Raw genomic sequence first — 24,009 nt, 5'->3', positions numbered from 1 at the left:
CTCAGCGCAGGCCGGCCGCGCTGCAGGCGGCCGCGTAGTCCGGGGTGCAGATCTGGGCGACGGTGTAGAGACCGTCGGCGACCACGGTGCTCTTGATGTTGTCCTTGGTCAGCACGGTGGGGGCGACCAGCTCGGCCTTGACCGTGGTGTGGCTGCCGTTGGTGGCGGTGGTGGGCGCCACCGAGGCGTCGAGCGCCTCGCCCCTGGCGAGGGTGATCGCCATGGTGCCCGCGGTCTCCGCCTCCGGCTTGTACGGCTTGTAGATCGACATGGTCTGGGTGCCCGCCAGGATCCGCTGCACCGCGTCGAGCTGGGCGTCCTGACCGGTCAGCGGCACGGTCAGGTTGGCCGCCCGGAGCGCGGTCGCGACGCCGGCGGCCATCCCGTCGTTGGCCGAGTAGACGCTGACCACCTCTTGCCCGCCGATCGCGGTTATCGCGGCGCTGGCCTCCTGGTTGGCGTTGTTCGGATCCCAGTTCGGCGTGTCGTACTCCTTGCCGATCTTCAGCTTGCCGTCGATCTCGCTGTGCGCGCCGGCCTTGAACTCGGCCGCGTTGGGATCGGTGGGCGAGCCGTTGATCATGATGATCTGGCCGCTGGACGCCTTGCTGCCCACCGCCGCCACCAGCGCCTGGCCCTGCAGCCGGCCGACCTTGCGGTTGTCGAAGGAGACGTAGGCGTCCACCGGGCCCTGGGCCAGCCGGTCGTAGGCCACCACCTTGGCCCCGGCGGCATGCGCCTTCTGCACCGAGGACTGGATCGCCTTGGCGTCCACCGCGTCCAGGATCAGCACCTTGTCGCCCTTGGTCAGCGCGGTGTCCACCTGGGTCTGCTGGACCGTGGCGTCCTGGTTGGCGTTGTAGTAGTCGATGGTCGCGTGCGGGGCCATCGCCTTGATCCGGCCCTCGATCAGCGGACGGTCGAACTGCTCGTACCGGGTGGTCTTGGACTCCGGCAGCAGCAGGCCGATCGTGATCGTCGCCGCCGCACCGGTGGCACCGCCACCGCTGCCGGACTGCTTGGCGCTGCCGCAGGCAGCGGTCCCGAGGAGGAGGGCGGTCGTCCCGGCCGTGACGGCGGTGTGGCGCAGAACCTTGTTCACGAGGAACCTCCCGGTCCGAGTTCACCCCCTGCCGTGAGTCTGCGAACCGTTCGCCGCCCGCCACGAGGCGGACTGCGCCGAACGGGCTGAAGCACACCCGTTGGGAGCAATTGCTCCAACGGGGTCAGCCGGCCAGCGCGCGGGCCGCCTTCTCCCAGTTGCCGTGGAGCTGGTCCAGGTAGGAGCGGGCGGCCGGGCCGGGTGCGGTGCCGCGGGCGATGGCCAGCATGTTTCCGGCGCCCGCGTTGTAGCCGATGGCCAGCAGGTCGTTGCGGGGCAGGCCGGCGGCGGGGTGCGCGGGCAGCTGGGCGGCCAGGTCGTGCAGGAACCAGGCGGCCGCCTCGATGGCCAGGTCCGGGTCGTCGGGCAGCTCCTCCCAACGCCGGTCGGCGAAGTCCCGGCCGGCCTTGGTGTCGTCGAAGGCGGCGCGGTGCATGTTGGCGATGCCGAACGCCGCGTCCGGCTTGAGCGCCTGCCAGGCGCGTTCCGCGGCCGGGTCGTGCGGCTTGTAACTCTCGTTGTAGAGGATCGCCATCAGTAGCTGCGGGTCGATCCCGGCCTGCCCGGCCCGCGTCTTGACCGGTGCCGCGAAGTGCGCCGGGTCGTACGGGTCCGACGAGGGGCTCGCCGACGGGCTGCCCGGCGCCGCGGCCCCCGCGGTCGGCGCGGCGGCACCCGGTCGGCCCGTTCCGCCGTCGTGCTTCACCCCGTGCACGACCAGACCCAGTACCAGCACGGCCACCGTGCCGACCACCACTCGCCCGAATCGGCGCACCTGACCGCCCTCCGCTCCTCATCCGCCCGGTCTTCCCGGCCATCTTGCCCGATGTCGAAAGATCGCAGCGGGCGCGGGCGGCAGGGTCTAGAGTCGAAGATCAACAACTACGGGCCCGACACCCCCGGAGGGACAACACCGGTGACCGATGGCACCCATGACAGCCGGCTCGACACCGCCGACCGGTATGTCTTCGACCGCGCGTGGGAGCGCGAACACGAGCGACTGGCCGCGTTGGAGGCCGTCTACGACGGTGTGACCCTGGACCGGCTGGCCGGGCTCGGCGTGGCGGAGGGCTGGCGATGCCTGGAGGTGGGCTGCGGGGCCGGCAGCGTGGCCCGCTGGCTGGCCGGGCGGGTCGGCGCCACCGGCTCGGTGGAGGCGATCGACCTGGACCCGCGGTTCGCCGACGGCCACGGCCTGCCCAACCTCACGGTGCGGCGGCAGGACGTACTGACCGATCCGCTGCCCGCCGACGCCTACGACCTGGTGCACGCCCGTGCCCTGCTGGAGCACCTGCCGGCCCGCGAGGAGGCGCTGCACCGACTGGTGACCGCGACCCGGCCGGGGGGCTGGGTGATGGTCGAGGACTTCGACATCGAGGGCGCGATGGCGGCCGCGGTGGCCCGGTACTGGCCGGTCGGCCACGGCGAGCTGGCCGACCGCCTGTACGCGGCGCTGCAGGCCGCCTTCGGGAACGCGGGCGGGTACGCCGGCTGCGGCCGGTGGCTGCCCGACGCCCTCGCGGACGCCGGGCTGGCCGAGGTCGGCGCACTGGTGCACGCACCGGTGCTGCCCGGTGGCACCCCGTTCCTGGTGCTGACCCTTCGTCAACTGCGCACACCACTGCTGGCCACTGGCCGGATCACCGCCCAGGAGTTGGATGCGACGGTGGAGTTGATCCAGCGTCAGGAGGTGCGGTACATGCCGAACTTCATGGTAACGGCGTGGGGTCGGCGGCCGAGCCGACCGGACCGACGAACTGGCGCTCGCACTCCCGGGTGAGGTCGAGCACCATCTTCACCACCTCGGGTGCGGCGCCCGCACTGCCGGTGGTGTACGGGCTCTCGATGGTGTAGGCCTCGCGGACCAGCCGCAGGTGCCGGCCGCGGAACACCACCAGCGAGCGCAGCAGTTCGGCCACCGCGTGACCGGCCGCCAGCACCTGCGGGGAGGCCTCCTGCCCGGCCGTCAGCAGCGCCCGCACCACCTGGCTGACGGCCGACTCGCAGCCCTGCCGCTTGCGGTAGATCCGGCCCCACTCCGGCAGGCCGTAGTCGAGCAGTCCCTGCTGGAGGGCGGCGTGCTCCGGATCCACCCGGTCACTGGACCAGAGCAGGTGGTCGACCAGGTAGAGCGGCACATGGGCGGCGGCCGGGCCGTAGAACGACCGGCCGCCGACCACCACGTCCTCCATGTAGGGCCGTAGCCGGACCATGAAGAACTGGGCCGGGGGCACCAGTTCGGCCACCCGGCCGATCTGGTCGGGCAGCACGGTGAGGCCCTCGACGGCCCGCGCCAGGCTGTCGGCGTACTGCGGATCCGCCGGTTCGAGGCAGTCGAGTTCGGCCAGTGCCAGCGCGGACCGCTCCAGGCCCATCGCGCCGAGCCGCACCGACTCGATCAGCACGTCCTCCTCGAAATCACCGGTGTACATCCGCTGTCGGGCGCCGCGCGGATTCCAGGCGCCGTAGTGGAAGACGGTGTCGCGCGGCACCATGTCGGTCGTCTGGCCCAGGCGCAGCAGCAGCGGTTCGACCGCGGGGACGGCGGCCAGCGGCTCCACGCCGTGCCGCTTGAACGAACCGAGCGTCATCCCGAGGTCACGCATCGCGGCCAACCGGTCCACCGGCGTGACCGGTTCGGTCCGGGCGGCGGCCTCACCGAGGTCGGCGAGGATGGCGGCGAGCCGGCGCAGGTCACCTTGCTCGTTCACCTCCGGCAGGGTGGCGAGAACCGGGTCGGCGCCCAGCGGGTCGGCGGTGGCCACCGCGGCACAGAAATCTTCAGACAGTTGCACGGTCATCTCGTCCCCTTCTGCCCTCAACTCTCGCACGTGCATCCGGGCAGGTCGGAACCGCCCCCAAGTTGTTGATCATGGTGATGACCTTGCGGCACAAGGTCATCACCGCACGCCACCAGCCGGCCGCACCATCCGCAGATTGGGCAGCCGCCCCTTCCACAGCGTGCGTTCACCGGTGGCCGTGAAGCCGTGCCGCGCGTAGAACCGCACGGCCGACCGGTTGTACTCGGTGACCCAGAGGGCGACCGGATCCGGGTCCGCCCAGGCCAGGAACTCGGCCATCAACGCACTGCCGGTTCCGCGCCCCTGCGCCGAGCCGAGCAGGTACATCGGTCCCAAGCTGACCTCCTCGGCCCGCAGTCCGCAGACCACCCCGACCAGCGGGCCGTCCGGCGCGCTGCGCACCGCCCGGCAGAAGTGGTCGGCCGGCGCCCGCTGGACCTCGGCCAGGAAGGCCCGCCAGCGCTCGATGCCCTGCTCCGTCAACTGGTGGCCCTGCGCGGCCCGGATCCACGCCTCGTCGATCCCCGCGTGGGGATCGGGATAGGTCTCGAGCCAGGCGGTCACGAGGAGACGGCCGAGCTCGGCGGCGTGCGTGACGCCGGGAGTGACAAAGACGGTAGGCATGGTGACCATTGTTCAGCGCTTGACCTGAACACCGCGACCGCGGGCCGGCAACTATCCGATCAAGTCCATTGGGTCGTGCGACGTCAGATTCGTGCCAACTCACAGGAATGAGGCAGGAAGTTGCCCAGCCAGCCAGTGCTGTCACCCGCCTTGTGGGCGACGGCACGGCCGACCAGCCGGCCGTCTTGCTCGTTCAACTCCAGCCCCAGCACAGGGCTGTTGACCCGGGCGTCGGCAGTGGGCAGCTGGATCCGTGCGACAGCGCGCAGCCCGGCCGCCGCGTGGGCGCCGGCCGCGACCGCGACGGCTTCACCGCCCACCGCGAGGAGTATCTGATGTTCAGTCATGACGACTATGGAAATGGGCAGTTCGTCATCGGTCGTGGCGATCCGCCCGGCCCAGCGGCTGCCCACGGCCAGCGTGAGCGGGCCGGCGGGGTCGGCGGCGAACGGGGTGATCTGCTCGGTGCGGTAGCCGGGGACCAGCTCGGTCATGACGTGCTCGACGATGGCGTCCCGGGCCGCCTTGTCGGTGCTGTTGGTCAGCACGGCGACCGAGAGGTCCTGCTCCGGTGCGGCGATCAGCAGCGCGGCCACCCCGCCCATGCCGCCGCCGTGGCTGCGGATCTGCGGGCCGGGGCCGGTGGAGACGATCCAGCCGAGGCCGTAACCGACGTGGTCGGTGATCGGCGGGGCGCTGACCGTCGCCGCGGCGGTCTCCGGGCGCAGCAGGCCCGGCGCCCGGTGGCCGAACCGGGCCAGGTCGGCGGCGGTGGCCCAGACCGCACTGGCCGCCGGCGTGCCGCCGCTCGCGCACAGCGGGTAGGCCCGGCCGTCCGCGGTGTAGCGGCGGGCGGCGGGGGCGCTGCCCGGGTAGCGGTCGGCGAAGTGGCTGTCGGCCATGCCGAGCGGCTCGAAGACCCGCTCCCGCAAGCAGTCGGCCAGGCTGCCGCCGTCGGCCCGCTCCAGCAGTCGACCGAGCCGGTGGTAGCCGAGGTTGGCGTACTCGAAGCCGCTGCCCGGCTCACGGAACCGCACCTGGTAGCGGTCGCTGTGGATCGGCCGCGGGGTGTCCGCGTAGTGGAAGTCGTAGTAGGCGGCCAGCCCGCCGCGGTGCTGCAGCAACTGACGGACCGTGGGCGACGGATCGCCGTCCGGCCCCGGCACCGCTTCGTCCAGCCCTGAACAGGCCGTCATCTGTCGCGGCGCAGACGGCGGTTGCGGTGATCGACTTGCTGATCGAGGCCACGGCATAGGCAGTTCCGGTGGTCGCCGCCCGCCGGCCCTCGATGTCGGCCCAGCCGTAGGCGCGTTCCAGTACCACCTCATCGCGCCGGACCACCGCGATCGAGACCGACGGACAGTCGTGCTCCACCAGCGCCTTCGTGCAGAACTCCGTCAGTCCGTCGAGCATTCCGGACCCACCCCCAGGTCGACATGAACATGTGACCGTGAGCGTATCTTTACTCGCTCTTTGTCAGCGCATGGGGCCGACCGTCGGACCGCCGGCGCGCGGTTCGGCGCGGGGTCGCCGGGTAGGCACCAATCGTGAGGTGACAGATCATGACCATCCCCTTCCCCGCCGACCCGGACGCGGCGCCGCCGCAACCGCACCCGCCGATTCCTCCCGAACCGCTGCCGCCGGAGCCGGGCCCGGTGCCACCACCCTCGCCGGTGCCACCGCCGGACCCGAGCGGCCCCGACCCGAACCGCCCTCCGGAACCGCCACCCCGGACGCGCTGACCCATCCGGGGCGGCTCGCCCGGCGGTCCGCGCCGTAGCCGCGCGGGCGACGGGCGGGCGGCCTACGGTCGTGGGTGCCCGAACCCACGAGCCCAGGGAGCTCTCGCATGACCACCATTCCCCCCGCCGAGCTGAGCGGGCGCTACGTCTTCGACCCGGCCCACACCCGGATCGGGTTCGTGGCCCGCCACGCCATGGTCACCAAGGTGCGCGGCTACTTCGGCGAGTTCGAAGGCAGCGCCACCATCGACGGCACCGACCCCACCAAGTCGCGCGCCACGGTCACCATCAAGACCGCCAGCATCAACACCGGCGTCGACCAGCGCGACCAGCACCTGCGCACCAATGACTTCCTGGACGCCCCGACCTACCCGGACATCGTCTTCACCTCGACCGGCATCGAGTCCAAGGGCGGTGAGGCCTTCCGGGTCACCGGCGACCTGAGGATCAAGGAAACCACCAGGCCGGTCACCCTGGACGTCGAGTACGACGGCGCGGCCCGCGACCCGTACGGCAATCTGCGGCTGGGGTTGACCGGGTCGACCACGATCAACCGCAGGGACTGGGGGGTGAACTGGAACGCCGCGCTGGAGGGCGGCGGTGTGCTGGTCGGCGACAAGGTGGTGCTGGAGTTCGACATCTCCGCGATCCGCCAGGAGTGACCCGGGCCGGAGCGCGCAGCGGACGGCGGTTACCATCGATCGGTGTCCGAATCCAGCCGTCCGTTGCGCGCACTCCGGGCCGTTCCGGCGCCGGTGCGCTGGCTGGCGCCCCCGGTGGTTCTGCTGGGCTGCGTCGCCGCCGTGATGATGACCGGCCCCTACCAGCCGCCGACCAGCGCGCCGAAGCCGCCCGCGGACGCCGTCGGACCCTGCCAGGCACTGATGAAGCAGCTGCCCGCGCAGTTCGAGGGCCATCCGCGCACCGACCCGTCGCCGTACGTCGCGGTGTGGGCCACCTCACCGCGCACCGTGCTGCGCTGCGGGGTGCCGCGGCCGGCCTCGCTCGACGCGCACGCGTCGGACCGCGGGCCGAACGTGGACGGCGTCCAGTGGTACATGGAGGGCGACGGGCACGGGGGCAACAAGTTCACCCTCACCCTGCACCAGCTGTACGTCGAGGTCGCCGCCCCCAAGGGCGCGACGCCCTACCCGACCGACCCGCTGGGGCCGGTCTCGCCGGTGGTGCTGGCGACCATCCCCGACATCAGCGGGAACCTCAACGACCCGATCGACTGAGGTCGCTCACCACCGCGGACCGCCCGGCCCGGGGCACGTCAACCAGCCTCGTGCCGAGGGGACAGCAGGCGGGCTCGCGCACCACCGGCCCGCCGGGCGGCCCCGGGTTCCCCCGCGGCCCGCCGCCACCCGGCTGCCCTGCGGGCGGGCGACCGGGCTCAGTCCAACTGGGCTGCCCGGGCCAGCAGTTCGGCCCGGGTGAGCGGATCCACCCCGGTGGCCGGCACGGTGCAGGCGTGGGCCCCGGCTATCGCGCCGTAGCGCGCGCACCGCGCGAGCGGCTCCCCCGCCAGCCAGCCGAACAGGAATCCGGCGGCGAACGCATCCCCCGCCCCGTTGGAGTCGACCACCGGAACGGGCGGCGCCACGGCCGGTGTGTGCGTCAGCTCGCCCTCCGCCAGCAGGTAACTGCCCTGCGCACCGGCCGTGGCGACCACCACCGCGGCCCGGCCGAGCTCGGTGATCCGCCGCATGGTGCGCTCCGGGTCGGCCAGCTTGGCGGCCGAGACGAAGACCAGGTCGGCCGCCTCGGCGAACGGCTGGTGGTAGGGCTCGCTGCCGTCCCAGTCGTGCAGATCGGTGGAGATCGTCGCTCCCGACGCACGCAGGTCCGGCAGCGCGTCGGCACACGGCTGGGTGATCGACACGTGCACGTGCCGGCTGGCGGCGGCCAGCGCGCGGACGGCCTCGGCGGGCAGCCGGTCCGCCGGGGCGGTCCGGGAGGCGTCGTAGAGCGAGAGCCGGCGTCCGTCCGGACCGACCAGGTTGACGGCGCGCCGGGTGCCCCCGGGAAGCGGGAAGGTGGTCAGTGGGAGCCCCCGGTCTTGGTGCAGCCTCCGGACCAGCCGGCCCTCGGGGTCGTCGCCGAGCAGGTCCAGGTGGTGGGTGCGCAGGCCGAGCGCTTGCAGCCCCAGCGCGACGAAGTCCCCGGTCTGCCCGGCGCGGGTCTCGATGCGCGGCACCGGGTAGCTGTCCGCGTACGGCAGCGGCAGTTCGGGGACCTGGACGATGCTGTCCACCCCCGCGCCGCCCAGCACCAGCACATCGGTCTGGCGTTCCATCAGGGCGCCTCCAGATGAAGCAATTGCTTGCGGAAACCTTCCGCAAGCAATTGCGCATCCTAGATGCCCGGCCCAGCCCCGGACGTGGCGAGGGCCCACCCGTGGCCGGGCGGGCCCGGCGTGGACACCGGCGGATCGGACGCGGACCCGACGCGGACGGACGCGGATCAGACGCGGACGGAAGCGGAGGCGGATCAGACGCGCGGCGGGGTGCGCAGCAAGTCGCGCATCTGGGTGAGCAGTTCGACCTCGGTCAGTGGATCCTCGGCCGGCGGCAACCCCGCCTTGCGGCGTTTGTGGTCGTTGTACGCGTTCATCGGTGCGACCACGAAGAAGTAGAGTGCGGCGGCGATCAGGATGAACGAGATCAGCGCGTTGATGAACGCGCCGTAGCGGAAGACGCTGTGGTGGAGCGTGAAGGTGAGCGCGGAGAAGTCCTGCTTGCCGAAGATGGCGGCGATCAGCGGCGTCAGCAGATCGTTGACCAGGCTGTTCACCACGGCCACGAAGGCTGCGCCCATCACGAAGGCGACCGCCAGGTCGACCACGTTCCCGCGCATGATGAACTTCTTGAAGCCCTTGAGCATCTGCAGCCTCCTCGGTGTCGCGACCCCTCCAGCCTTCAGCGCCGACCACCGGACGGCGCGTCAGCGCAGCCGTCCGAGTGAGGTGACGATGCCGTTCGGAGCAGCGCCTGAAGGCCGCTCAGCAAGAGAGGCAGTGCCGTTCACCTCGTGCTCGAGGTGAACGGCACTGCCTCTCTCGGCGCCGGTCATCGGGGCGGTGGTCGGCCGTCAGCTGCCGGCCGGTCCCGACCTGAGCCTGCGCACGGTCATCAGGGCTTGGTTCAGTCCTGCTCGCGACATCACCCGGTGTTCAGGGTCCACTTCATGTCACTCAGGATCTTGCCGATCGGCACGTAGTAGACGCCCCGGAGGCACCACGCCGGCCGCTCCCAGGCATCGGCGGTGACGGTTCCGGCACAGTCCGTCGTGTAGTCCAGGGCGGTGATTTCCCCGCGCGCCTGGTCGGTGGTCCAGCCGTTGGCACCGGTGAAGACCGGGCCTCCGCTGTCACCGTTCGCGACTGCCACGCTGTTCGAGACCGCGAAGTCCACGTCCGGCCGGTAAATGCCGTTCTCGCCGGTGACGCCGATGTCCGTCTGCTGTATGTAGATTCCGCAGTGAATGCCGGAGTTGGCCCCGGAGGTGCAGACCTGGTCGCCGACGTTGTTGTTGCCCCAGCCGGAGACGACCTTCGCGAAACCGCTCGGATCGTCCGGCCCGCTCCCGTCGTAGATGCGGTTGCCGGAGCTGTTGGAGCCCGGGTCGAGGCCCGATATGTCGTCCGTGCTCGATTCGTTCTGGGTCGACGTGCTGCCGACGAACAGGTTGCCGCCGAAGGTGGTGAAGGTGCCCTGGCCGCAGTGGTACGCGGTCGTGATGAGCTTCTTCCCGTCCTGGCGGGTCACCCCGAATCCCGTGGAGCAGATTCCGTAGTACTGGCCGGTGTGCGGCGTCCGCAGACCGGCGCCCCCGTACCAGGACGGGGTGTCGTACTGGCGGGTCTTCTGCGCGTCGACGCTCAGCGGCTGGTAGCTGACATGGGTGTCCACGCCGGCAACGGCGTCCGCGATCGACTTGACCTCGCGCGTCTTGTTCTGCCGCACGGTGGGGACGAGGGGGTCACGGGTGTCGCGCTGGCCCGTGCCGCGGTCCTCGTCATAGGTGACGTCCAGGCCGCTGCCGTCGACGGCCGGGGCGATGCTGGTGATGCGCGTGGCGGTCGAGGTCACGTTCGAGGCCAGGGCCCTTTGCTTGCCGCCGCCGGACGTGTTGGCGGCCAGGAGCTTGTCCCTGGCCGCGTGGAGTTCCGCCTTCGAGTACTTGGCCGGAACGATCTGCACGGAGACACCCTGCGGCAGGTTCGCCAGAACCTTTTTGACCGAGCCGGGAACGTCACCCTTCCAGTGCAGGACGATCCGCTTCTGAGCGGCGTTGACTTCGACCTCGGAAAAGCCGGGAATTTGCGCCCGGTCAGACTCGGAACGGCCGCCGGTGATTTGGTCGACGACCTTGTCCAGCACCGCCTGGTCGTTCATCAGCTTGATGTCTTGCAAGCTCATTTCTCGGGCAGACACACCGACGGCGTTCGGGGTCACCGCCGCGGCTCCCGCACTGGGCTTGGATGGCACTGCCGCGGCGGCAGTCGGCGCCACAGCAGCGGCGACCACTAGACCGGCGACAAGGAGCCGCCTCATTCCGGAGCCCGCAGCCCTACGATTCACTGTTCCCCCCGGGGGAAATGTTCACTGGTTGGATCCATGAAGGAATTAGACAGACCTCGCACCTTATCGAGCGGACTCGAGCGGCACAAGGGGCGTTCCTGCACCTTTCAAGCATTCGGAGGCCGAATGGTCGAGCTGGTGAAGAACTGTGAAACCGGCGGTCGGCGCCGGCCCGGCCGGGACCGTCACCCCACCGGCTGTTCGGTGGCCGAAACCGTGACCAGGTTCCCGAAACGGACACCCAGGTCTTGCTTCGCCCGGTTCAGGTCCCCGGTGACCCCGACTTCCACCACACCTTGGGTGAAACTCACCACGGAGCCACTGCCCACGGTCACGATGCTGTATCCGGCCGTGTGCCCGATGAGTGGTTCCACCTGCGAGCGCGTGGCGGCCAGGTCGCTGATCGAGCGCGGCGCGTCCACCAGGTCGACGGGCACTCCCAGGGCGAGGTGCGCGAGGGCGCTGTCGAAGTCCGTGCCCGGCTTCCGGTAGACACTGAGGCGACCCTTCGGGACATCGACGGTCAGACCGGTGAAGGCGTTCTGGTAGGAGCGGGCGAGACCGGACACCGAGTCCGCAGCCGCGTCCAACTGCTGCTGGCCCGCCGGGCCGGAGCTCGCCGGAGCGGGGGACGCCGTGGGGCTCGTCCTCGCGGGCGCGGCGGCCGGCGCGGTGCCGGCCCGCGCGGCGCATGCCGCGGACACCAGAACGGACGCCACGGCCAAGCCGGCAGCGGTCGTGCGCCTCGACAGACGGGCACGGGACATGGTTCAGCCTCAATTCATCGGCGACGCCTCGTGATTGTACGCGGATCCGGTCGGACCGTCGGTCCTCCCCTGCTCGCCGGCTGCTGTCCGAACGACAGGAACGGCGTTGCGGCTAGAGGTGGTCGAAGCTAGAGGTGGTCGAAGGGAGCGAGGGCCGGCGGGTAGATCATCCAGCGGACCAGCAGGAAGACCGGGATCGCCAGGTGCACCAGCAGCGCGCCCTCCGCCGCGCAGCGCAGCCGCCGGGCTCCGGAGGGGCAGTAGCCGGCCGCCAGCGCCCCGATCCCGGCGCCGGCCCCCACCAGCAGGAGCAGCAGCGCCGTCCGGTTAACCGACGAATGGACCTCCAGCCCGGCCAGCGGGCCGTCCACCGCACCCACCCGCAGACCGGGCAGCCACGTCGCCCACAACAGCATCCCGTCGATCGCCAGCGCGCTGCCGCCCCAGAGCGCGGCGCGCAGCAAGTCACCGCGCCGCGAGCGCGCGGCACTCCCCCGTCCCATGGTCCGCGTCCCCCTTCGCAGAACTGGTTCAGCTCCAACGATCGAGCCCCGGGGGCCACCGGGCAAGGCTTCCGGCGGTTCTGACCCCACATCGGCTCCTGAGCGCGGAGCGGCCCCTGGACCGCGAGGGTCCAGGGGCCGCTCCGCTCGGAGTGCGACGGTCAGTGCTTGAACCACGGGCCGTACGAGGCGACGTAGCCGGGGGCGGGCGAACCCACGCCGGTCACGTCGTCGTAGCCCTCGGTCGCCTGCAGCGAGGAGTCCTTGCCGAGGGTGCGCACCGAGGTCTTCAGACCGCCGGAGGCGTCGACACCGTTGGCGAAGTCCACCCGGGCCTCCGCGATGTCACGGCCGGCACCCAGCGGGTGGTCGGTCACATCGTGGAACAGCGGGGAGCCGTAGCGGGCGTATATCGCCGGGTTGGCGAAGCCGATCGGGAAGTGCTGCGCCTGCTGCGCCAGCGCCTGGATGGCCGAGATCACCGGCGCGGCGAGCGAGGTGCCGCCGATCCGGTACTCGTCGTAGGAGACGGTGCCGTCGGGCCACGACTGGGTCTGGCCCACCAGGAAGCCGGTGTTGGGGTCGGCGACGGCCGCGATGTCCGGCACGGTGCGCATCGGGGTGCTGCCGTTGGCCTTGGCCAGCGCGTCCGGCACGACGCCGGCCTGGTAGGCCGGCTGCGGGGTCAGCGAGCTGGTGCCGCCGCCGGCACCGCCGGTGAACGCGCCGGGCAGGGTGCCCCAGCTCTTGCCGTCGTCCGAGAGCAGCGCCTTGCCGGTGCCCCAGCCGGTCTCGAACTTGTAGTTGTCGTTCTTGCCGACGGCCAGCGAGGTGCCGCCGACCGCGGTCACCCACGCCGAGTTGACCGGGCTGTCGACCTGCTTCTTGCCGGTGTTGTCCAGCTCGTCGCCGTTGTCACCGGAGGAGAAGTAGAAGCCGATGCCCTCGACCGCGCCGAGCTTGAAGGTCTGGTCGTAGGCGGCCGCCAGGTCCGGCGTCTCGTTGGCCTCCACGTCGCCCCACGAGTTGGAGACGATGTCGGCCAGGTGCTTGTCGACGACCTTGTTGAGGGCGTCGAGCAGGTCGGGGTCGTTGCAGGAGGCCGCGGCGACGAACTTGATGTCCGCCTCCGGGGCGACCGCGTGCACGGCCTCGACGTCCAGCGACTCCTCGCCGTACCAGCCGGACGCGCCGCACGAGTCGGTGCTGGTCCAGGCGGACGGCAGCACCTCGCTGTACTGGCCCTTGCGGTAGGGCGCGTCACCGTTGCGCTGCGCGTACTTGGCCGCGTCGGCCGCCATGGTCGGCGAGGCGTAGGCGTCGGTGATCGCGACGGTCACGTGCTTGCCGGTGTACTGGCCGGCGCCGTACGCGGCCCGCAGCTGCTCGCCGGTGTAGCCGTGGATGGCGTAGGGCACCTTGCTGCCGTAGGCGTCCGGCAGCGTGGTGGCGACGTTCTGACCGTAGTAGGTGGAGAACGGGCCGGCGTTGCGGAATCCGGCGGTCGGGCCGGGCAGCGTGTCCTGCGGGGTGGACTGGTGCGGCGCGTTGTCCAGGCCGGTCACCGTCAGCACCGCGTCGGCCAGCGCGGCCGGAGCGGAGGCGACGTTCTGGGGCGCGTGGTAGGTCTTGCCGTCTTTGCTGTACTCGTGCAGCGGCGTGGCGAACGCCTTCTGCACGGCGGCGGCGTCACCGGTGACCGAGATGAAGTGCTGGTTGGTGTCGGTGACCGTCAGGCCCGACGACTTCAGCCAGTTGGTGACGGCGTCGATCTGCGCCTGGGTGGCGCCGAACCGCGCCTGCGCCTGCTCGGGCGTCAGGTACTTGCCGTAGAGCGGCGAGTGCGGGTCCGAGACGGCCTGCGCGTAGGCGGTCAGGCCCTTCGCGTCCCGGCCGGCCAGGTAGACCCGGGCGGTCACCTGCGTGGAGTCCGCGGTGGCGCCCTTGTCGGCGGTGCTGGTCGCCCAGGCCGGCTTGGTGTTGTTCAGTGCGGCCCGGCCGTGCGGCGCGGAGTCCGCCTGTGCGGACGGCATGCCGATCACGAGCGCGCCGGCGACCAGCGGCAGGATCGCCGCAACGCTCGTCGCAACACGCCACTGGGCACGATTGATGGTCATGTACCCCCCTGCATTGGAAAGGTTCGCGAGCAACCACCCCGTCAGGCCGCGCACAGGTGCGCGCGCAGGCGTCAGCCACCGGAGGACCGGCTGTGGATGGGGTGTGCCTCGCTTGGCAGGAGCCGAGCATAGCGGCGACGGGCCGTGACCAATACCCCCCAATTTTCCAGACGTTTGCTCACAATTCGTAGCTCTGCCTCGGAGTTACCGGGGAGTTGCCCCGCGTTGCCTGAACGGGCGGTGGCCTGCGGGTCCGGCCGAGCGGTAGCCTGCGGGTTCGGGCCGGGCGGCTGCGGGTCCCGCCGAGCGGTGGCCTGCGGGTCCGGGCCGGGCGGCTGCGGCCCGAGTCACCCCCGCCCGTCCGCCCGCAGAGCCCCTGGCCCTTCTTCCCGCAGGACGCTCAGGGTCTCCCGCAGCCACGCCACCCAGAACCGCTCCAGACCGATGCCCGCGCTGAGCACCCGGTGCTGCAGGCGGTTCTCCTCGTCGACGCGCTCGACGGGAAAGTCGTCCTGCTCGATCTCCAGGTACTCGGCCAGCTGGCGCTCGTGCAGTGCCAGGTGTCGTTCCAGCTCCTCGGCGAGCCCGCGCCCGCCGACCGTGGCCGCCGCCCGCAGCCGCAGCAGCAGCGGCTCCCGGATCGGCTTCGGGTCCTGCGGCTGCGCGACCCATTCGACCAGGGCCGCGCGCCCGGCCGGCAGCACCTCGTACTCCTTGCGCTGCCCCCGGCTCGGCGGCTGCGGCAGCGAGCGGATCAGGCCGGACTGCTCCAGCCGTCCGAGTTCGCGGTAGATCTGCTGGTGGGTGGCCGACCAGAAGAACCCGATCGACTTGTCGAACCGCCGCGTCAACTCCAGCCCCGAGGACGGCTTCTCCAGCAGGGCGGTGAGGATGGCGTGCGGCAGCGACATGGGCCGATTCTAATGACGGCCGTTGGAGGGCCCGGCTGGGCGGCCGACGGGGGACGACGCGGGGCGGCAGGCGGCAGGCCCGGCTGGGCGGCTCAAGCGGCCGACGAGAGCGCCAACTTGGCCGCGAAGCCGGCGAACAGCACCGCGACGCTGCTCGTCATGGTCGCCGAGAGCCGCTTGCGGCGGTGGAACGCCGCTGCCAGCGAGGTGCCCACCAGTATCAGCGTGGTCAGGTAGAGCACGCTGAAGGTCTCCAGGACGGCGCCCAGCAGCGTGAAGGAGAGCGCCGGCAGACCGTAGGAGGGGTCGACGAACTGGGTGAAGAACGACAGCAGGAAGAGGATCGCCTTGGGGTTGAGCAGGCTGATCACCAGCGCCCGCCGGAACGGACGCTCACCGGAGACGGGCTCGGCGGTGGCCGCCGCGGCCGCCTCCGCCGCGGGGGCCGCCGCCGCGGGGGCGGCCGCGGCCACACCCCCGGCCCGCTGGCGCCACAGCCCGCGCGCCGAGCGCAGCATGCCCACGCCCATCCACAGCAGGTAGCCCGCACCGCCGAACTTCACCACCGCGAACACCGCCGGATCGGTCCGCAGCAGCGAGGCGGCTCCCAGCGAGGTGAGCGTGATCAGCGTGAGGTCGCCGGTGAACACTCCCGCCGCCGCCCGGAACCCGGTCCGCACGCCCTTGCGGGCAGCCACCGAGAGCACGTAGAGCGAGTTCGGGCCGGGCAGCAGGATGATCACAAGGGCGCCCAGCACGTACGTGGCCAGGTGGTGCACTCCGAACACAGGCGGTTTTCGCTTCCTGGGGCGTCAATCGGACTGGCGTTCAGTTGCCCAGCGTACGGTTGGTGAACGGCGGCCGAAGAGTGGTGCTCGTCACCCTCCCGGGCGGCGCACCCGCACCCGTTCACCGACGAGCGGCCGCAGCGCGGCCGACGGCCAGGCTGCGATCGGCCCGGGCATGCAGGCCACCGGGGCCGCCACATCGTAGTCGTCGAACGATGAGCAGAGTAGCGGGATCACTCGTTCGGATGTTTCCCCTCGCGCCGACGGTGATCCACTGGCGGCCCGTCAGTAGCCTCCCGGTCATACCCACCGACCCCCTGGGAGGCCCGCATGTACCCCACGACCTACCGCTACACCAGAGACCACGAGTGGATCATGCTCGACGGAAAGGTGGGGACCGTGGGCCTCACCGAGTTCGCCCAGAAGCAGCTCGGGGACATCGTGTTCGTGGACATTCCGCCGACGGACGGGCAGCTCGAGCAGGGCGAGGTCTTCGGCACGGTGGAATCGGTCAAGTCCGTGAGCGATCTGTTCCTGCCGGTCGCCGGGACCATCAAGGAGGTGAACGACGAGCTGAGCGGCGAGCCGGAGCTCATCAACGACGACGCCCACGGCACCTGGCTCATCAAGCTCCAGGTCGCCGACCCGAAGTCCGCGGACGGACTGCTGACCGCCGAGCAGTACGAGGCCTACATCGCCGGAGAGTGACCGCGGTTCCCGGGCGGGACGACCCCGCCCGGGACTGCGTGGGCTACAGCGCCGCCGCCAGGCGGGTGCCCTGGTCGATGGCGCGCTTGGCGTCGAGCTCGGCGGCCACGTCGGCGCCGCCGATCAGGTGCGGCTCGATGCCCGCCGCCCGCAGGCCGTCGAGGAGGTCGCGGCGCGGCAGCTGTCCGGCGCAGAGCACCACGGTGTCCACCGGGAGCAGCTGCGGCTCGCCGTCGACCAGCAGGTGCAGGCCCGCGTCATCGATCAGCTGGTAGCTGACGCCCGCGACCATGGTGACGCCGCGGTGCTTGAGCTCGGTGCGGTGGATCCAGCCGGTGGTCTTGCCGAGGCCGGCGCCGACCTTGCTGGTCTTGCGCTGCAGCAGGTGGACGGTGCGCGGGGAGGCGGCGCGGACCGGGCGGGTCACGCCGCCGGGGGTGGTGTGCTCGGTGTCCACGCCCCACTGCTCGAAGAAGACCGCCGGGTCCTGACTGGCGCCCTTGCCGGGGTCGGTGAGGTACTCGGCGACGTCGAACCCGATGCCGCCGGCTCCGATGATCGCCACCCGCTCGCCGACCGGTGCCTTGTCGCGCAGCACGTCGAGGTAGCTGAGCACGCTTGGGTGGTCGCTGCCGGGGATCTCCGGGTCGCGCGGGGTCACACCGGTGGCCAGCACCACCTCGTCGTAGCCCTCGGCGGCGAGCTGCTCGGCCGTCACCTCCGCCCCGAGCCGCAGCTCGACCCGGTGTGCGGCCAGCTGGTGCCGGTAGTAGCGCAGGGTCTCGTCGAACTCCTGCTTGCCGGGCACCTGGCGGGCGACGTTGAGCTGCCCACCGATCTCGTCGGCGGCGTCGAAGAGGGTGACGGCGTGGCCGCGCTCGGCGGCGCTGACGGCGAAGGCGAGCCCGGCCGGGCCGGCGCCGACCACACCGATCCGCTTGCGCAGCTTGGTCGGTGAGAGCACCAGCTCGGTCTCGTGGCAGGCCCGCGGGTTGACCAGGCAGGAGGTGATCTTCATCTGGAAGGTGTGGTCGAGGCAGGCCTGGTTGCAGCCGATGCAGGTGTTGATCGCCTCCGGGGCGCCGGTCGCCGCCTTGTTGACGAAGTCCGGGTCGGCCAGCAGCGGACGGGCCAGCGAGACCATGTCGGCGTAGCCGTCGGCGAGCAGCTGCTCGCCGAGCTCGGGGGTGTTGATCCGGTTCACGGTGACCAGCGGGATCGAGACCGAGCCCATCACCTTCTTGGTGACCCAGGCGAAGGCACCGCGCGGCACCGAGGTGGCGATGGTGGGGATGCGGGCCTCGTGCCAGCCGATTCCGGTGTTGATGATGGTGGCGCCGGCCTGCTCGACGGCCTGGGCCAGCTCGATCACCTCGGGCAGCGTGGAGCCGCCGGGAACCAGGTCGAGCATCGAGAGCCGGTAGATGATGATGAACTCGGCGCCGACCCGCTCGCGCACCCGCCGGACGATCTCCACCGGGAAGCGCATCCGGTTGCGGTGGCTGCCGCCCCAGTCGTCGGTGCGCTGGTTGGTCGGCGCGGCGATGAACTCGTTGATCAGGTAGCCCTCGGAGCCCATGATCTCCACGCCGTCGTAGCCGGCCTGCTTGGCGAGCTCGGCGGTGCGGGCGAAGTCCTCGATGGTCTGCTCGATCTGCTCCGCGGTGAGCTCGTTCGGCACGAACGGGCTGATCGGCGCCTGGATGGCGCTCGGGGCGACCAGCTCGGGGTGGTAGGCGTAGCGGCCGAAGTGCAGGATCTGCAGGGCGATCCGGCCGCCCTCGCGGTGCACGGCATCGGTGATCACCCGGTGCTCGGCCGCCTCCTCCTCGGTGGTGAGCTTGGCGCCGCCGCCCCACGGCCGGCCGGCCTCGTTGGGCGCGATGCCGCCGGTGACGATCAGGCCGACCCCGCCGCGGGCCCGGGTGGCGTAGAACTCGGCCATCCGTGCGAAGCCGTTCTCGGCCTCCTCCAGCCCCACGTGCATGGAGCCCATCAGCACTCGGTTGGGCAACGTGGTGAAGCCCAGGTCGAGCGGACTGAGCAGGTGGGGGTAGGCGGTCATCCGGACTCCTCGCGCGAGTGTGGTTACTGAACAGTAGGCGCGGGGGCGCCTACTGTGCAACCAGTTTCATAAAAGCTTGGCCCGCCGCCGGCGCCTCCGCCGGCAGCGCCGCCGTACGAGCGGTCTCACCACCTCCCCGCGCACGCCCGACCAGCGCGAAGACCAGCACCGCCGCGAGCAGCCCCAGCACGCCGAGACCAGGAACGCGTCGCGCAGCCCGGCCACGAACGCCTGGTGCACCAGCTCCGACACGGCGGCCCACCGCTGCGGTGCGGCCTGGCCGAGCACCGCGCCCGCCTGGCCGGCCGTCAAGGCGTCCGCCGCCGATGGTCAGCCGGGGCGAGGCGGCGTGCTCGAACCTCCGGGCGCCCCCTGCCCCTGGGACCACCCCTGACGAGCGACGCCACCGGGATCGGCAGCCCCTCCGGGGTCAGCACTGGCGGGTCAGCGCTCGCGGGTCAGCGCTGGCGGGTCAGCGCTCGCGGGTCAGCGCTGGCGGGCGTCGTAGGCCTGCTGCGCGGCCAGCACCTCGGGCAGCCGGCCCTCGACCAGGGCGATCAGCTCCTGGAGCTGCCGGGCCACCGTGGTGCCCAGCTCGGTGAGCTGGTAGTCCACCCGCGGCGGGTTGGTCAGCTGCGCCTCGCGGTGCACCAGGCCGTCGCGCTCCAGCGCGTGCAGCGTCTGCGACAGCATCTTCTCGCTCACCCCGTCGACCCGGCGGCGCAGCTCGTTGAAGCGGAAGCTGCCGTCCAGCAGCGCGGCCAGGGTGAGGCTGCCCCAGGCGTGGGTGACGTCCTTGAGCACGTGCCGCGACGGGCAGTTGCGCGCGAACACGTCATAGGGCAGCTCGTCGGAGTGCTGGTCGAGGCCGGCGGGGGATCCGGCGCAGGGTTCAGTCGCCATCCGAACAGTCTATGTCCCGAACGGCTGGCACGACCCATGCGACAGCGTCACCCATTCGGGTTGCGCTTTCGAAAATGCAGTGCTTTCCTTACGTCAGCGCCGCGCAGCGAGCCCGCCGGCACGCACAGCACGCCAGTACACCGGCACGCCGGCGGGCCGGCACGCAGCGAGTCGCGGTATTTGACGCACACCGTTTCCCAGGAGCACTCAGTGACCACCCCTGTCGTTTCCATTGCCTTCCACTCCGGCTACGGCCACACCGCCGTCCTCGCGGAGGCTGTCCGCGAAGGTGCCGAGAGCACCGGTGCCACCGTGCACCTGATCAAGGTGGATGAGATCACCGAGGAGCAGTGGCAGCTGCTGGACGGCTCGGACGCCATCGTCTTCGGCTCCCCCACCTACATGGGCGGCGCCTCCAGCGCCTTCCACACGTTCGCCGAGGCCAGCTCCGGGCGCTGGTTCGAGCGCGGCTGGCAGGACAAGCTGGCCGCCGGCTTCTCCAACTCGGGCTCCAAGAGCGGCGACAAGCTGGCCACCCTGCAGTTCCTCTCCGGCCTGGCCGCCCAGCACGGCATGACCTGGGTGAACCTGGGCCTGCTCCCGGGCTGGAACAGCAGCGAGGGCACCGAGAGCGACCTCAACCGGCTGGGCTTCTTCCTCGGTGCCGGTGCGCAGTCCAACACCGACCAGGGCCCGGAGGGCGTGCACAAGTCCGATGTGGCCACCGCCGAGCACCTGGGCCGCCGGGTCGCCGAGCAGGCCAAGATCTTCGTCGCCGGCAAGGCCGCGGCCTGAGCCGCACCCGGCCGGGCGAACGCTGACGGGCCGCTCCCTGGAAACCGCCGCAGTGGGGAGCGGTCCATCAGCACGGTGACGCTAGAACACCACCAGCGAGCGCCCGCCGCGTCCCGCCGCCATCCGTTCGAACGCGGCCGGGATGTCGGCCAGCGCGATCCGGTCGGTGATCAGCGCCTCCAGGTCCAGCCGGCCGGCGCGGACGTGCTCGGCCAGCACCGGGAGGTCACGGGCGGGGTCGCTGTTGCCGTAGACGCAGCCGCTGATCGTCCGGGCGAAATGGAACAGCTCCAGGGCGGAGAAGGAAACCGTGTCCTCCTTGCCGCCGATACCGACCACCGTGGTGCGGCCGCCGCGCCGGGTGGTGGACCAGGCGGCCCGGACGGTGCTGCCCCGCCCGACGCACTCGATGGCGTGGTCGGCGCCGTAGCCGTCCGTCAACTTCCGTACGGCGCGCGCGGTCTGTTCGTCCGCGAGGAGGAACTCGGTGGCGCCGTGGCGGCGGGCCAGCTCCTCCTTCCCGGGGCTGACGTCCACCGCGATGATCGGTCCGGCGCCGGCGATCCGGGCCGCCTGGAGCACGGCGAGGCCGACCCCGCCGAGCCCGTAGACCACCACCGACTCACCCTCCCGCACCCGGGCCGCGTTGTGCACCGCGCCGTAGCCGGTGAGCACGGCGCAGCCGAGCAGCGCGGCCGAGGCCAGCGGCACGCCGTCGGGCAGTGGCAGCAGGGCCCGTTCGGCGACCACCGTCTCCTCGGCGAAGGCGGCCACCCCCAGGCCCGGGTAGACACCGGTGCCGTCCGCCAGGGTGCCGTAGGTCTGGCCGTAGGCGTCCGCGGCGCGCTCGCACAGCCATGGCTCGGAGAGCTGGCAGAAGTGGCAACTTCCGCAGGAAGGTGCCCAGTTGAGGACTACTTGGTCGCCGGGGCGGACGGTGCCGACGCCCTCGCCGATGGCCGTCACGGTGCCGGCGCCCTCGTGGCCGAGCACCACCGGGGCCGGCGCCCGGAGCACTCCGTGGGCCAACGACAGGTCCGAGTGGCAGACGCCGGCCGCGGCCAGGCGGACCCGCACCTGGCCGGGCCCGGGCGCCGGCAGTTCGATCTCGGCCAGTTCCAGCGGGGCGCCCACGGCGGTGAGCAGGGCAGCGCGAACCATGGTGATCCTTGGGGTGGTTGGTGATCCGGTCAGAACTGGAGCGACTTGGTCTGCAAGAACTCCTCCAGTCCGTGCCGGCCCAACTCCCGCCCGACACCGGAGGACTTGTAGCCGCCGAACGGCGCCAGCGGGTTGAACCGGCCGCCGTTGATGTCCACTTGGCCCGCGTCCATCCGGCGGGCGAAGGCGGCGGCGGTCGCCTCGTCGGCAGCCCAGACACCGCCGGCCAGCCCGTACTCGGTGCCGTTGGCGATCTCCAGGGCGTGTTCCTCGTCGCGGTAGGCGATGATCGACAGCACCGGGCCGAAGATCTCCTCCTGCGCCACCGTCATCTCGGGAGTGACGTCGGCGAGCACCGTGGGCCGCACGTAGTAGCCGGTCGGCAGGCCGTCGGGGGCCTCGGTGCCGCCGGCCACCAGGCGGGCGCCCTGCTCGACCCCGGAGCGGATGTAGCCGCGCACCCGCTCGCGCTGCTTGGCGCTGACCAGCGGGCCCATCCGGGTCTCGGGCTTGGTGGGGTCGCCCGGCTGGTACTTGGCGGCAGCCTTGGCGGCGATCGCCACCGCCTCCTCGTACTGGTCCTGGTGCACCAGTAGCCTGGTCCAAGCAGTGCAGGTCTGGCCGGAGTTGGCGAAGACATTGGCCGCGTTGACGTTGACCGCCCGGCCCAGGTCGGCCCCGGGCAGCACCACGTTGGCCGACTTGCCGCCGAGCTCCAGCGCCACCTTCTTGATGCCGCGCCCGGCGCTCTCGGCGATCGAGCGGCCGACCGCGGTGGAGCCGGTGAACGAGACCAGGTCGACCCCGGGGTGTGCGGCCAGCGCGGCACCGACCTCGCTTCCCACGCCGGTGACCAGGTTGAAGACGCCGGCCGGGAAGCCCGCCTCGTGCACCAGTTCGGCGAAGAGCCGGGCCACCAGCGGGGTGTCCTCCGCGGGCTTGAGCACCACGGTGCAGCCGGCGGCGAGCGCCGGGACCACCTTGGCGACCACCTGGTGCAGCGGGTAGTTCCACGGCGTGATCGCGGCCACCACCCCGGCCGGCTCGGCGTACACCGTGGAGTTGCCGACCTTCTGCTGGAACTCGTATCCGGCCAGCAGCTCCAGGTACGAGGAGGCCACCAGCAGCGGCAGGGCGGCCTGCACGCCGCTGGCGAAGCCGATCGGGCTGCCGAGCTCGGCGACGACGGTCTCGGCGATCTCCTGCCGGCGCGCCTCGAGGCCGTCCCGCAGCCGGGTCAGCGGCGCCAGCCGCTCCTCGCGGGTGGTCCGGCCCCACGCCCGGGCGGCCGCGCGGGCGGCGGCCACCGCCGCGTCGACATCGGCGGCCGTGCCCGCCGCCACGGTGGCGATCACCTCTTCGGTGGCCGGGTTGCGCACGGCCAGCGCGCCACCGCCCTGGCTGGGCCGCCAGGCGCCGCCGATGTACTGGTCCGCATGCTGCTGCACGGTTGTCCTCTCCTAGCACTTGCTACCGGGGCGTCGACTACCGGCGCTAGTCAACGCCCCGGCCCCCGCTCGACGCAAGGACGCGCCCAGGCTACCGAGCGGGTTCCGCGCCCGGGCTACCGCGGCGTACGGTGTGCCGCAGGCGCCCGGGCTACCGTGAGCCACGGGAGGCACCCGGGCCGCTGCCGGGTGCCGAAGGCACCCGGCTACTGGGGGGTCACATAGGCCCCCGAGATGCCGCCGTCCACCAGGAAGGTGTTGGCGGTCATGAACGAGGAGTCGTCGCTGGCCAGGAAGGCGACCGCGGCCGCGATCTCCTCCGGCTCGGCGAACCGGCCCAGCGGGACGTGCACCAGGCGGCGGGCGGCGCGCTCCGGGTCCTTGGCGAACAGCTCGCGCAGCAGCGGGGTGTTGACCGGGCCCGGGCAGAGCGCGTTGATCCGGATCCCCTCCCGGGCGAACTGCACGCCCAGTTCACGGGACATCGACAACACCCCGCCCTTGGAGGCGCTGTAGGAGATCTGCGAGGTGGCCGCGCCCATCACCGCCACGAACGAGGCGGTGTTGATGATCGAGCCCTTGCCCTGCCGCCGCATGTGGGGAATCGCGTGCTTGCAGCACAGGTAGACGCTGGTCAGGTTGACCTCCTGGACCCGCCGCCAGGCGTCCAGGCCGGTGGTGAGGATCGAGTCGTCCTCCGGCGGCGAGATGCCGGCGTTGTTGAAGGCGATGTCCAGGCTGCCGTAGGTGTCCACGGCGGTGTGGAACATCGCCTCGACGGCCGCCTCGTCGGTGACGTCGACCTGCACGAAGAGTCCGCCGACCTCGGCGGCCGCCGCCTTGCCGGTGCGCTCGTCCACGTCCGCGCAGACCACCCTGGCGCCCTCGGCGGCGAGGCGCCGGGCGCTGGCCAGGCCGATCCCGCTGCCGGCACCGGTGATCACGGCCACGCGGCCGTCCAGACGGTTCGTCGTCATGGCCGTCCCTT

Annotated in this window: 25 protein-coding genes; 6 read left to right on the top strand and 19 right to left on the bottom strand. The window is 71.6% G+C overall.

Going from position 1 to position 24,009, the window contains the following annotated elements; all coding sequences use genetic code 11:
• Position 1 precedes the first annotated feature (1 nt).
• Entirely contained in the window at positions 2–1,102 is a 1,101-nt protein-coding gene (locus tag LN042_RS17320) for a sugar ABC transporter substrate-binding protein (RefSeq protein WP_230052136.1), read from the bottom strand.
• A 124-nt stretch (positions 1,103–1,226) separates the two neighbouring features.
• Positions 1,227–1,877, bottom strand: a complete 651-nt coding sequence (locus LN042_RS17315) for a transglycosylase SLT domain-containing protein (RefSeq protein WP_372495759.1) — start codon at positions 1,875–1,877, stop codon at positions 1,227–1,229.
• Positions 1,878–2,018: 141 nt separating this feature from the next.
• Between LN042_RS17315 and LN042_RS17310 the strand changes: the two genes are divergently transcribed.
• Positions 2,019–2,882: a class I SAM-dependent methyltransferase gene (locus LN042_RS17310; RefSeq protein ID WP_230052135.1), complete on the top strand. Its 864-nt coding sequence runs from the start codon at positions 2,019–2,021 to the stop codon at positions 2,880–2,882.
• Here LN042_RS17310 and LN042_RS17305 read toward each other — a convergent pair.
• The 4 genes from LN042_RS17305 to LN042_RS37310 all read right to left on the bottom strand — a co-directional run bounded on the left by LN042_RS17305 (position 2,812) and on the right by LN042_RS37310 (position 5,940).
• Positions 2,812–3,903, bottom strand: coding sequence for a monodechloroaminopyrrolnitrin synthase PrnB family protein (locus tag LN042_RS17305; protein WP_230052134.1), 1,092 nt, complete (start codon positions 3,901–3,903; stop codon positions 2,812–2,814). The genes LN042_RS17310 and LN042_RS17305 overlap by 71 nt on opposite strands.
• A gap of 99 nt (positions 3,904–4,002) precedes the next feature.
• The gene (locus tag LN042_RS17300; protein WP_230052133.1) at positions 4,003–4,527 is read right to left on the bottom strand and encodes a GNAT family N-acetyltransferase; all 525 of its coding nucleotides are present in this window, start codon (positions 4,525–4,527) and stop codon (positions 4,003–4,005) included.
• A gap of 83 nt (positions 4,528–4,610) precedes the next feature.
• On the bottom strand, positions 4,611–5,651 hold the full coding sequence (locus LN042_RS17295) for a serine hydrolase domain-containing protein (RefSeq protein WP_283843783.1): 1,041 nt from the start codon (positions 5,649–5,651) through the stop codon (positions 4,611–4,613).
• Positions 5,551–5,940 carry a serine hydrolase gene (locus LN042_RS37310; protein WP_283843782.1) on the bottom strand — a complete coding sequence of 130 codons (390 nt, stop codon included), beginning with the start codon at positions 5,938–5,940 and terminating at the stop codon, positions 5,551–5,553. Before LN042_RS37310 ends, LN042_RS17295 begins: the two co-directional genes overlap by 101 nt.
• 436 nt (positions 5,941–6,376) lie before the next feature.
• Between LN042_RS37310 and LN042_RS17290 the strand changes: the two genes are divergently transcribed.
• Both LN042_RS17290 and LN042_RS17285 read left to right on the top strand, forming a co-directional pair.
• On the top strand, positions 6,377–6,931 hold the full coding sequence (locus LN042_RS17290; protein WP_230052132.1) for a YceI family protein: 555 nt from the start codon (positions 6,377–6,379) through the stop codon (positions 6,929–6,931).
• Positions 6,932–6,973: 42 nt separating this feature from the next.
• Positions 6,974–7,507 (top strand): DUF3515 domain-containing protein, encoded by a 534-nt coding sequence (locus tag LN042_RS17285; RefSeq protein WP_230052131.1) that lies wholly within the window; start codon positions 6,974–6,976, stop codon positions 7,505–7,507.
• 158 nt (positions 7,508–7,665) lie between these two features.
• On the opposite strand, the gene LN042_RS17280 is transcribed toward LN042_RS17285, so the two are convergent.
• From LN042_RS17280 to leuE, 8 genes are all read right to left on the bottom strand, one after another.
• Entirely contained in the window at positions 7,666–8,568 is a 903-nt protein-coding gene (locus LN042_RS17280; RefSeq protein WP_230052130.1) for an adenosine kinase, read from the bottom strand.
• A gap of 194 nt (positions 8,569–8,762) precedes the next feature.
• A complete protein-coding gene (mscL, locus tag LN042_RS17275; RefSeq protein WP_230052129.1) occupies positions 8,763–9,155 on the bottom strand; it encodes a large conductance mechanosensitive channel protein MscL in 393 nt (130 codons plus the stop codon).
• 278 nt (positions 9,156–9,433) lie between these two features.
• Complete coding sequence (locus LN042_RS17270; RefSeq protein ID WP_230052128.1) at positions 9,434–10,729, bottom strand: chymotrypsin family serine protease; 1,296 nt, start codon at positions 10,727–10,729, stop codon at positions 9,434–9,436.
• Between the two features lie 311 nt (positions 10,730–11,040).
• Positions 11,041–11,559, bottom strand: a complete 519-nt coding sequence (locus LN042_RS17265) for a hypothetical protein (protein ID WP_230052127.1) — start codon at positions 11,557–11,559, stop codon at positions 11,041–11,043.
• Positions 11,560–11,750: 191 nt separating this feature from the next.
• On the bottom strand, positions 11,751–12,125 hold the full coding sequence (locus tag LN042_RS17260) for a hypothetical protein (RefSeq protein ID WP_230052126.1): 375 nt from the start codon (positions 12,123–12,125) through the stop codon (positions 11,751–11,753).
• Between the two features lie 161 nt (positions 12,126–12,286).
• A complete protein-coding gene (locus LN042_RS17255; RefSeq protein ID WP_230052125.1) occupies positions 12,287–14,242 on the bottom strand; it encodes a S53 family peptidase in 1,956 nt (651 codons plus the stop codon).
• A 347-nt stretch (positions 14,243–14,589) separates the two neighbouring features.
• Positions 14,590–15,153 (bottom strand): PadR family transcriptional regulator, encoded by a 564-nt coding sequence (locus LN042_RS17250; protein WP_230052124.1) that lies wholly within the window; start codon positions 15,151–15,153, stop codon positions 14,590–14,592.
• A gap of 92 nt (positions 15,154–15,245) precedes the next feature.
• A complete protein-coding gene (gene leuE / locus LN042_RS17245; protein ID WP_230052123.1) occupies positions 15,246–15,941 on the bottom strand; it encodes a leucine efflux protein LeuE in 696 nt (231 codons plus the stop codon).
• 330 nt (positions 15,942–16,271) lie between these two features.
• On the opposite strand from leuE, the gene gcvH reads away from it, so the two are divergent.
• Complete coding sequence (gcvH, locus tag LN042_RS17240) at positions 16,272–16,649, top strand: glycine cleavage system protein GcvH (RefSeq protein WP_230052122.1); 378 nt, start codon at positions 16,272–16,274, stop codon at positions 16,647–16,649.
• 43 nt (positions 16,650–16,692) lie between these two features.
• Here the strand turns inward: gcvH and LN042_RS17235 are convergent, their stop codons facing one another.
• Entirely contained in the window at positions 16,693–18,714 is a 2,022-nt protein-coding gene (locus tag LN042_RS17235) for an NADPH-dependent 2,4-dienoyl-CoA reductase (RefSeq protein WP_230052121.1), read from the bottom strand.
• A gap of 76 nt (positions 18,715–18,790) precedes the next feature.
• Between LN042_RS17235 and LN042_RS17230 the strand changes: the two genes are divergently transcribed.
• Positions 18,791–19,108, top strand: coding sequence for a hypothetical protein (locus tag LN042_RS17230; protein WP_230052120.1), 318 nt, complete (start codon positions 18,791–18,793; stop codon positions 19,106–19,108).
• Positions 19,109–19,200: 92 nt separating this feature from the next.
• Here LN042_RS17230 and LN042_RS17225 read toward each other — a convergent pair whose 3' ends face one another.
• On the bottom strand, positions 19,201–19,617 hold the full coding sequence (locus LN042_RS17225; RefSeq protein WP_230052119.1) for a winged helix-turn-helix transcriptional regulator: 417 nt from the start codon (positions 19,615–19,617) through the stop codon (positions 19,201–19,203).
• A gap of 210 nt (positions 19,618–19,827) precedes the next feature.
• On the opposite strand from LN042_RS17225, the gene LN042_RS17220 reads away from it, so the two are divergent.
• The gene (locus LN042_RS17220; protein ID WP_230052118.1) at positions 19,828–20,412 is read left to right on the top strand and encodes a flavodoxin family protein; all 585 of its coding nucleotides are present in this window, start codon (positions 19,828–19,830) and stop codon (positions 20,410–20,412) included.
• Between the two features lie 81 nt (positions 20,413–20,493).
• Here LN042_RS17220 and LN042_RS17215 read toward each other — a convergent pair whose 3' ends face one another.
• The 3 genes from LN042_RS17215 to LN042_RS17205 form a co-directional block, all read right to left on the bottom strand.
• Positions 20,494–21,573, bottom strand: a complete 1,080-nt coding sequence (locus LN042_RS17215) for a Zn-dependent alcohol dehydrogenase (protein ID WP_230052117.1) — start codon at positions 21,571–21,573, stop codon at positions 20,494–20,496.
• Between the two features lie 29 nt (positions 21,574–21,602).
• Positions 21,603–23,021 carry an aldehyde dehydrogenase family protein gene (locus tag LN042_RS17210; RefSeq protein ID WP_230052116.1) on the bottom strand — a complete coding sequence of 473 codons (1,419 nt, stop codon included), beginning with the start codon at positions 23,019–23,021 and terminating at the stop codon, positions 21,603–21,605.
• Between the two features lie 206 nt (positions 23,022–23,227).
• Positions 23,228–23,998, bottom strand: coding sequence for a 3-oxoacyl-ACP reductase (locus LN042_RS17205; RefSeq protein ID WP_230052115.1), 771 nt, complete (start codon positions 23,996–23,998; stop codon positions 23,228–23,230).
• Positions 23,999–24,009 lie beyond the last annotated feature (11 nt).

Origin of the sequence: Kitasatospora humi (genome assembly GCF_020907985.1) — a bacterium.
Lineage (GTDB): Bacteria > Actinomycetota > Actinomycetes > Streptomycetales > Streptomycetaceae > Kitasatospora > Kitasatospora humi.
The sequence above is the reverse complement of the archived record's forward strand: the minus strand, read 5'-3'. Positions and strand labels throughout refer to the sequence as shown.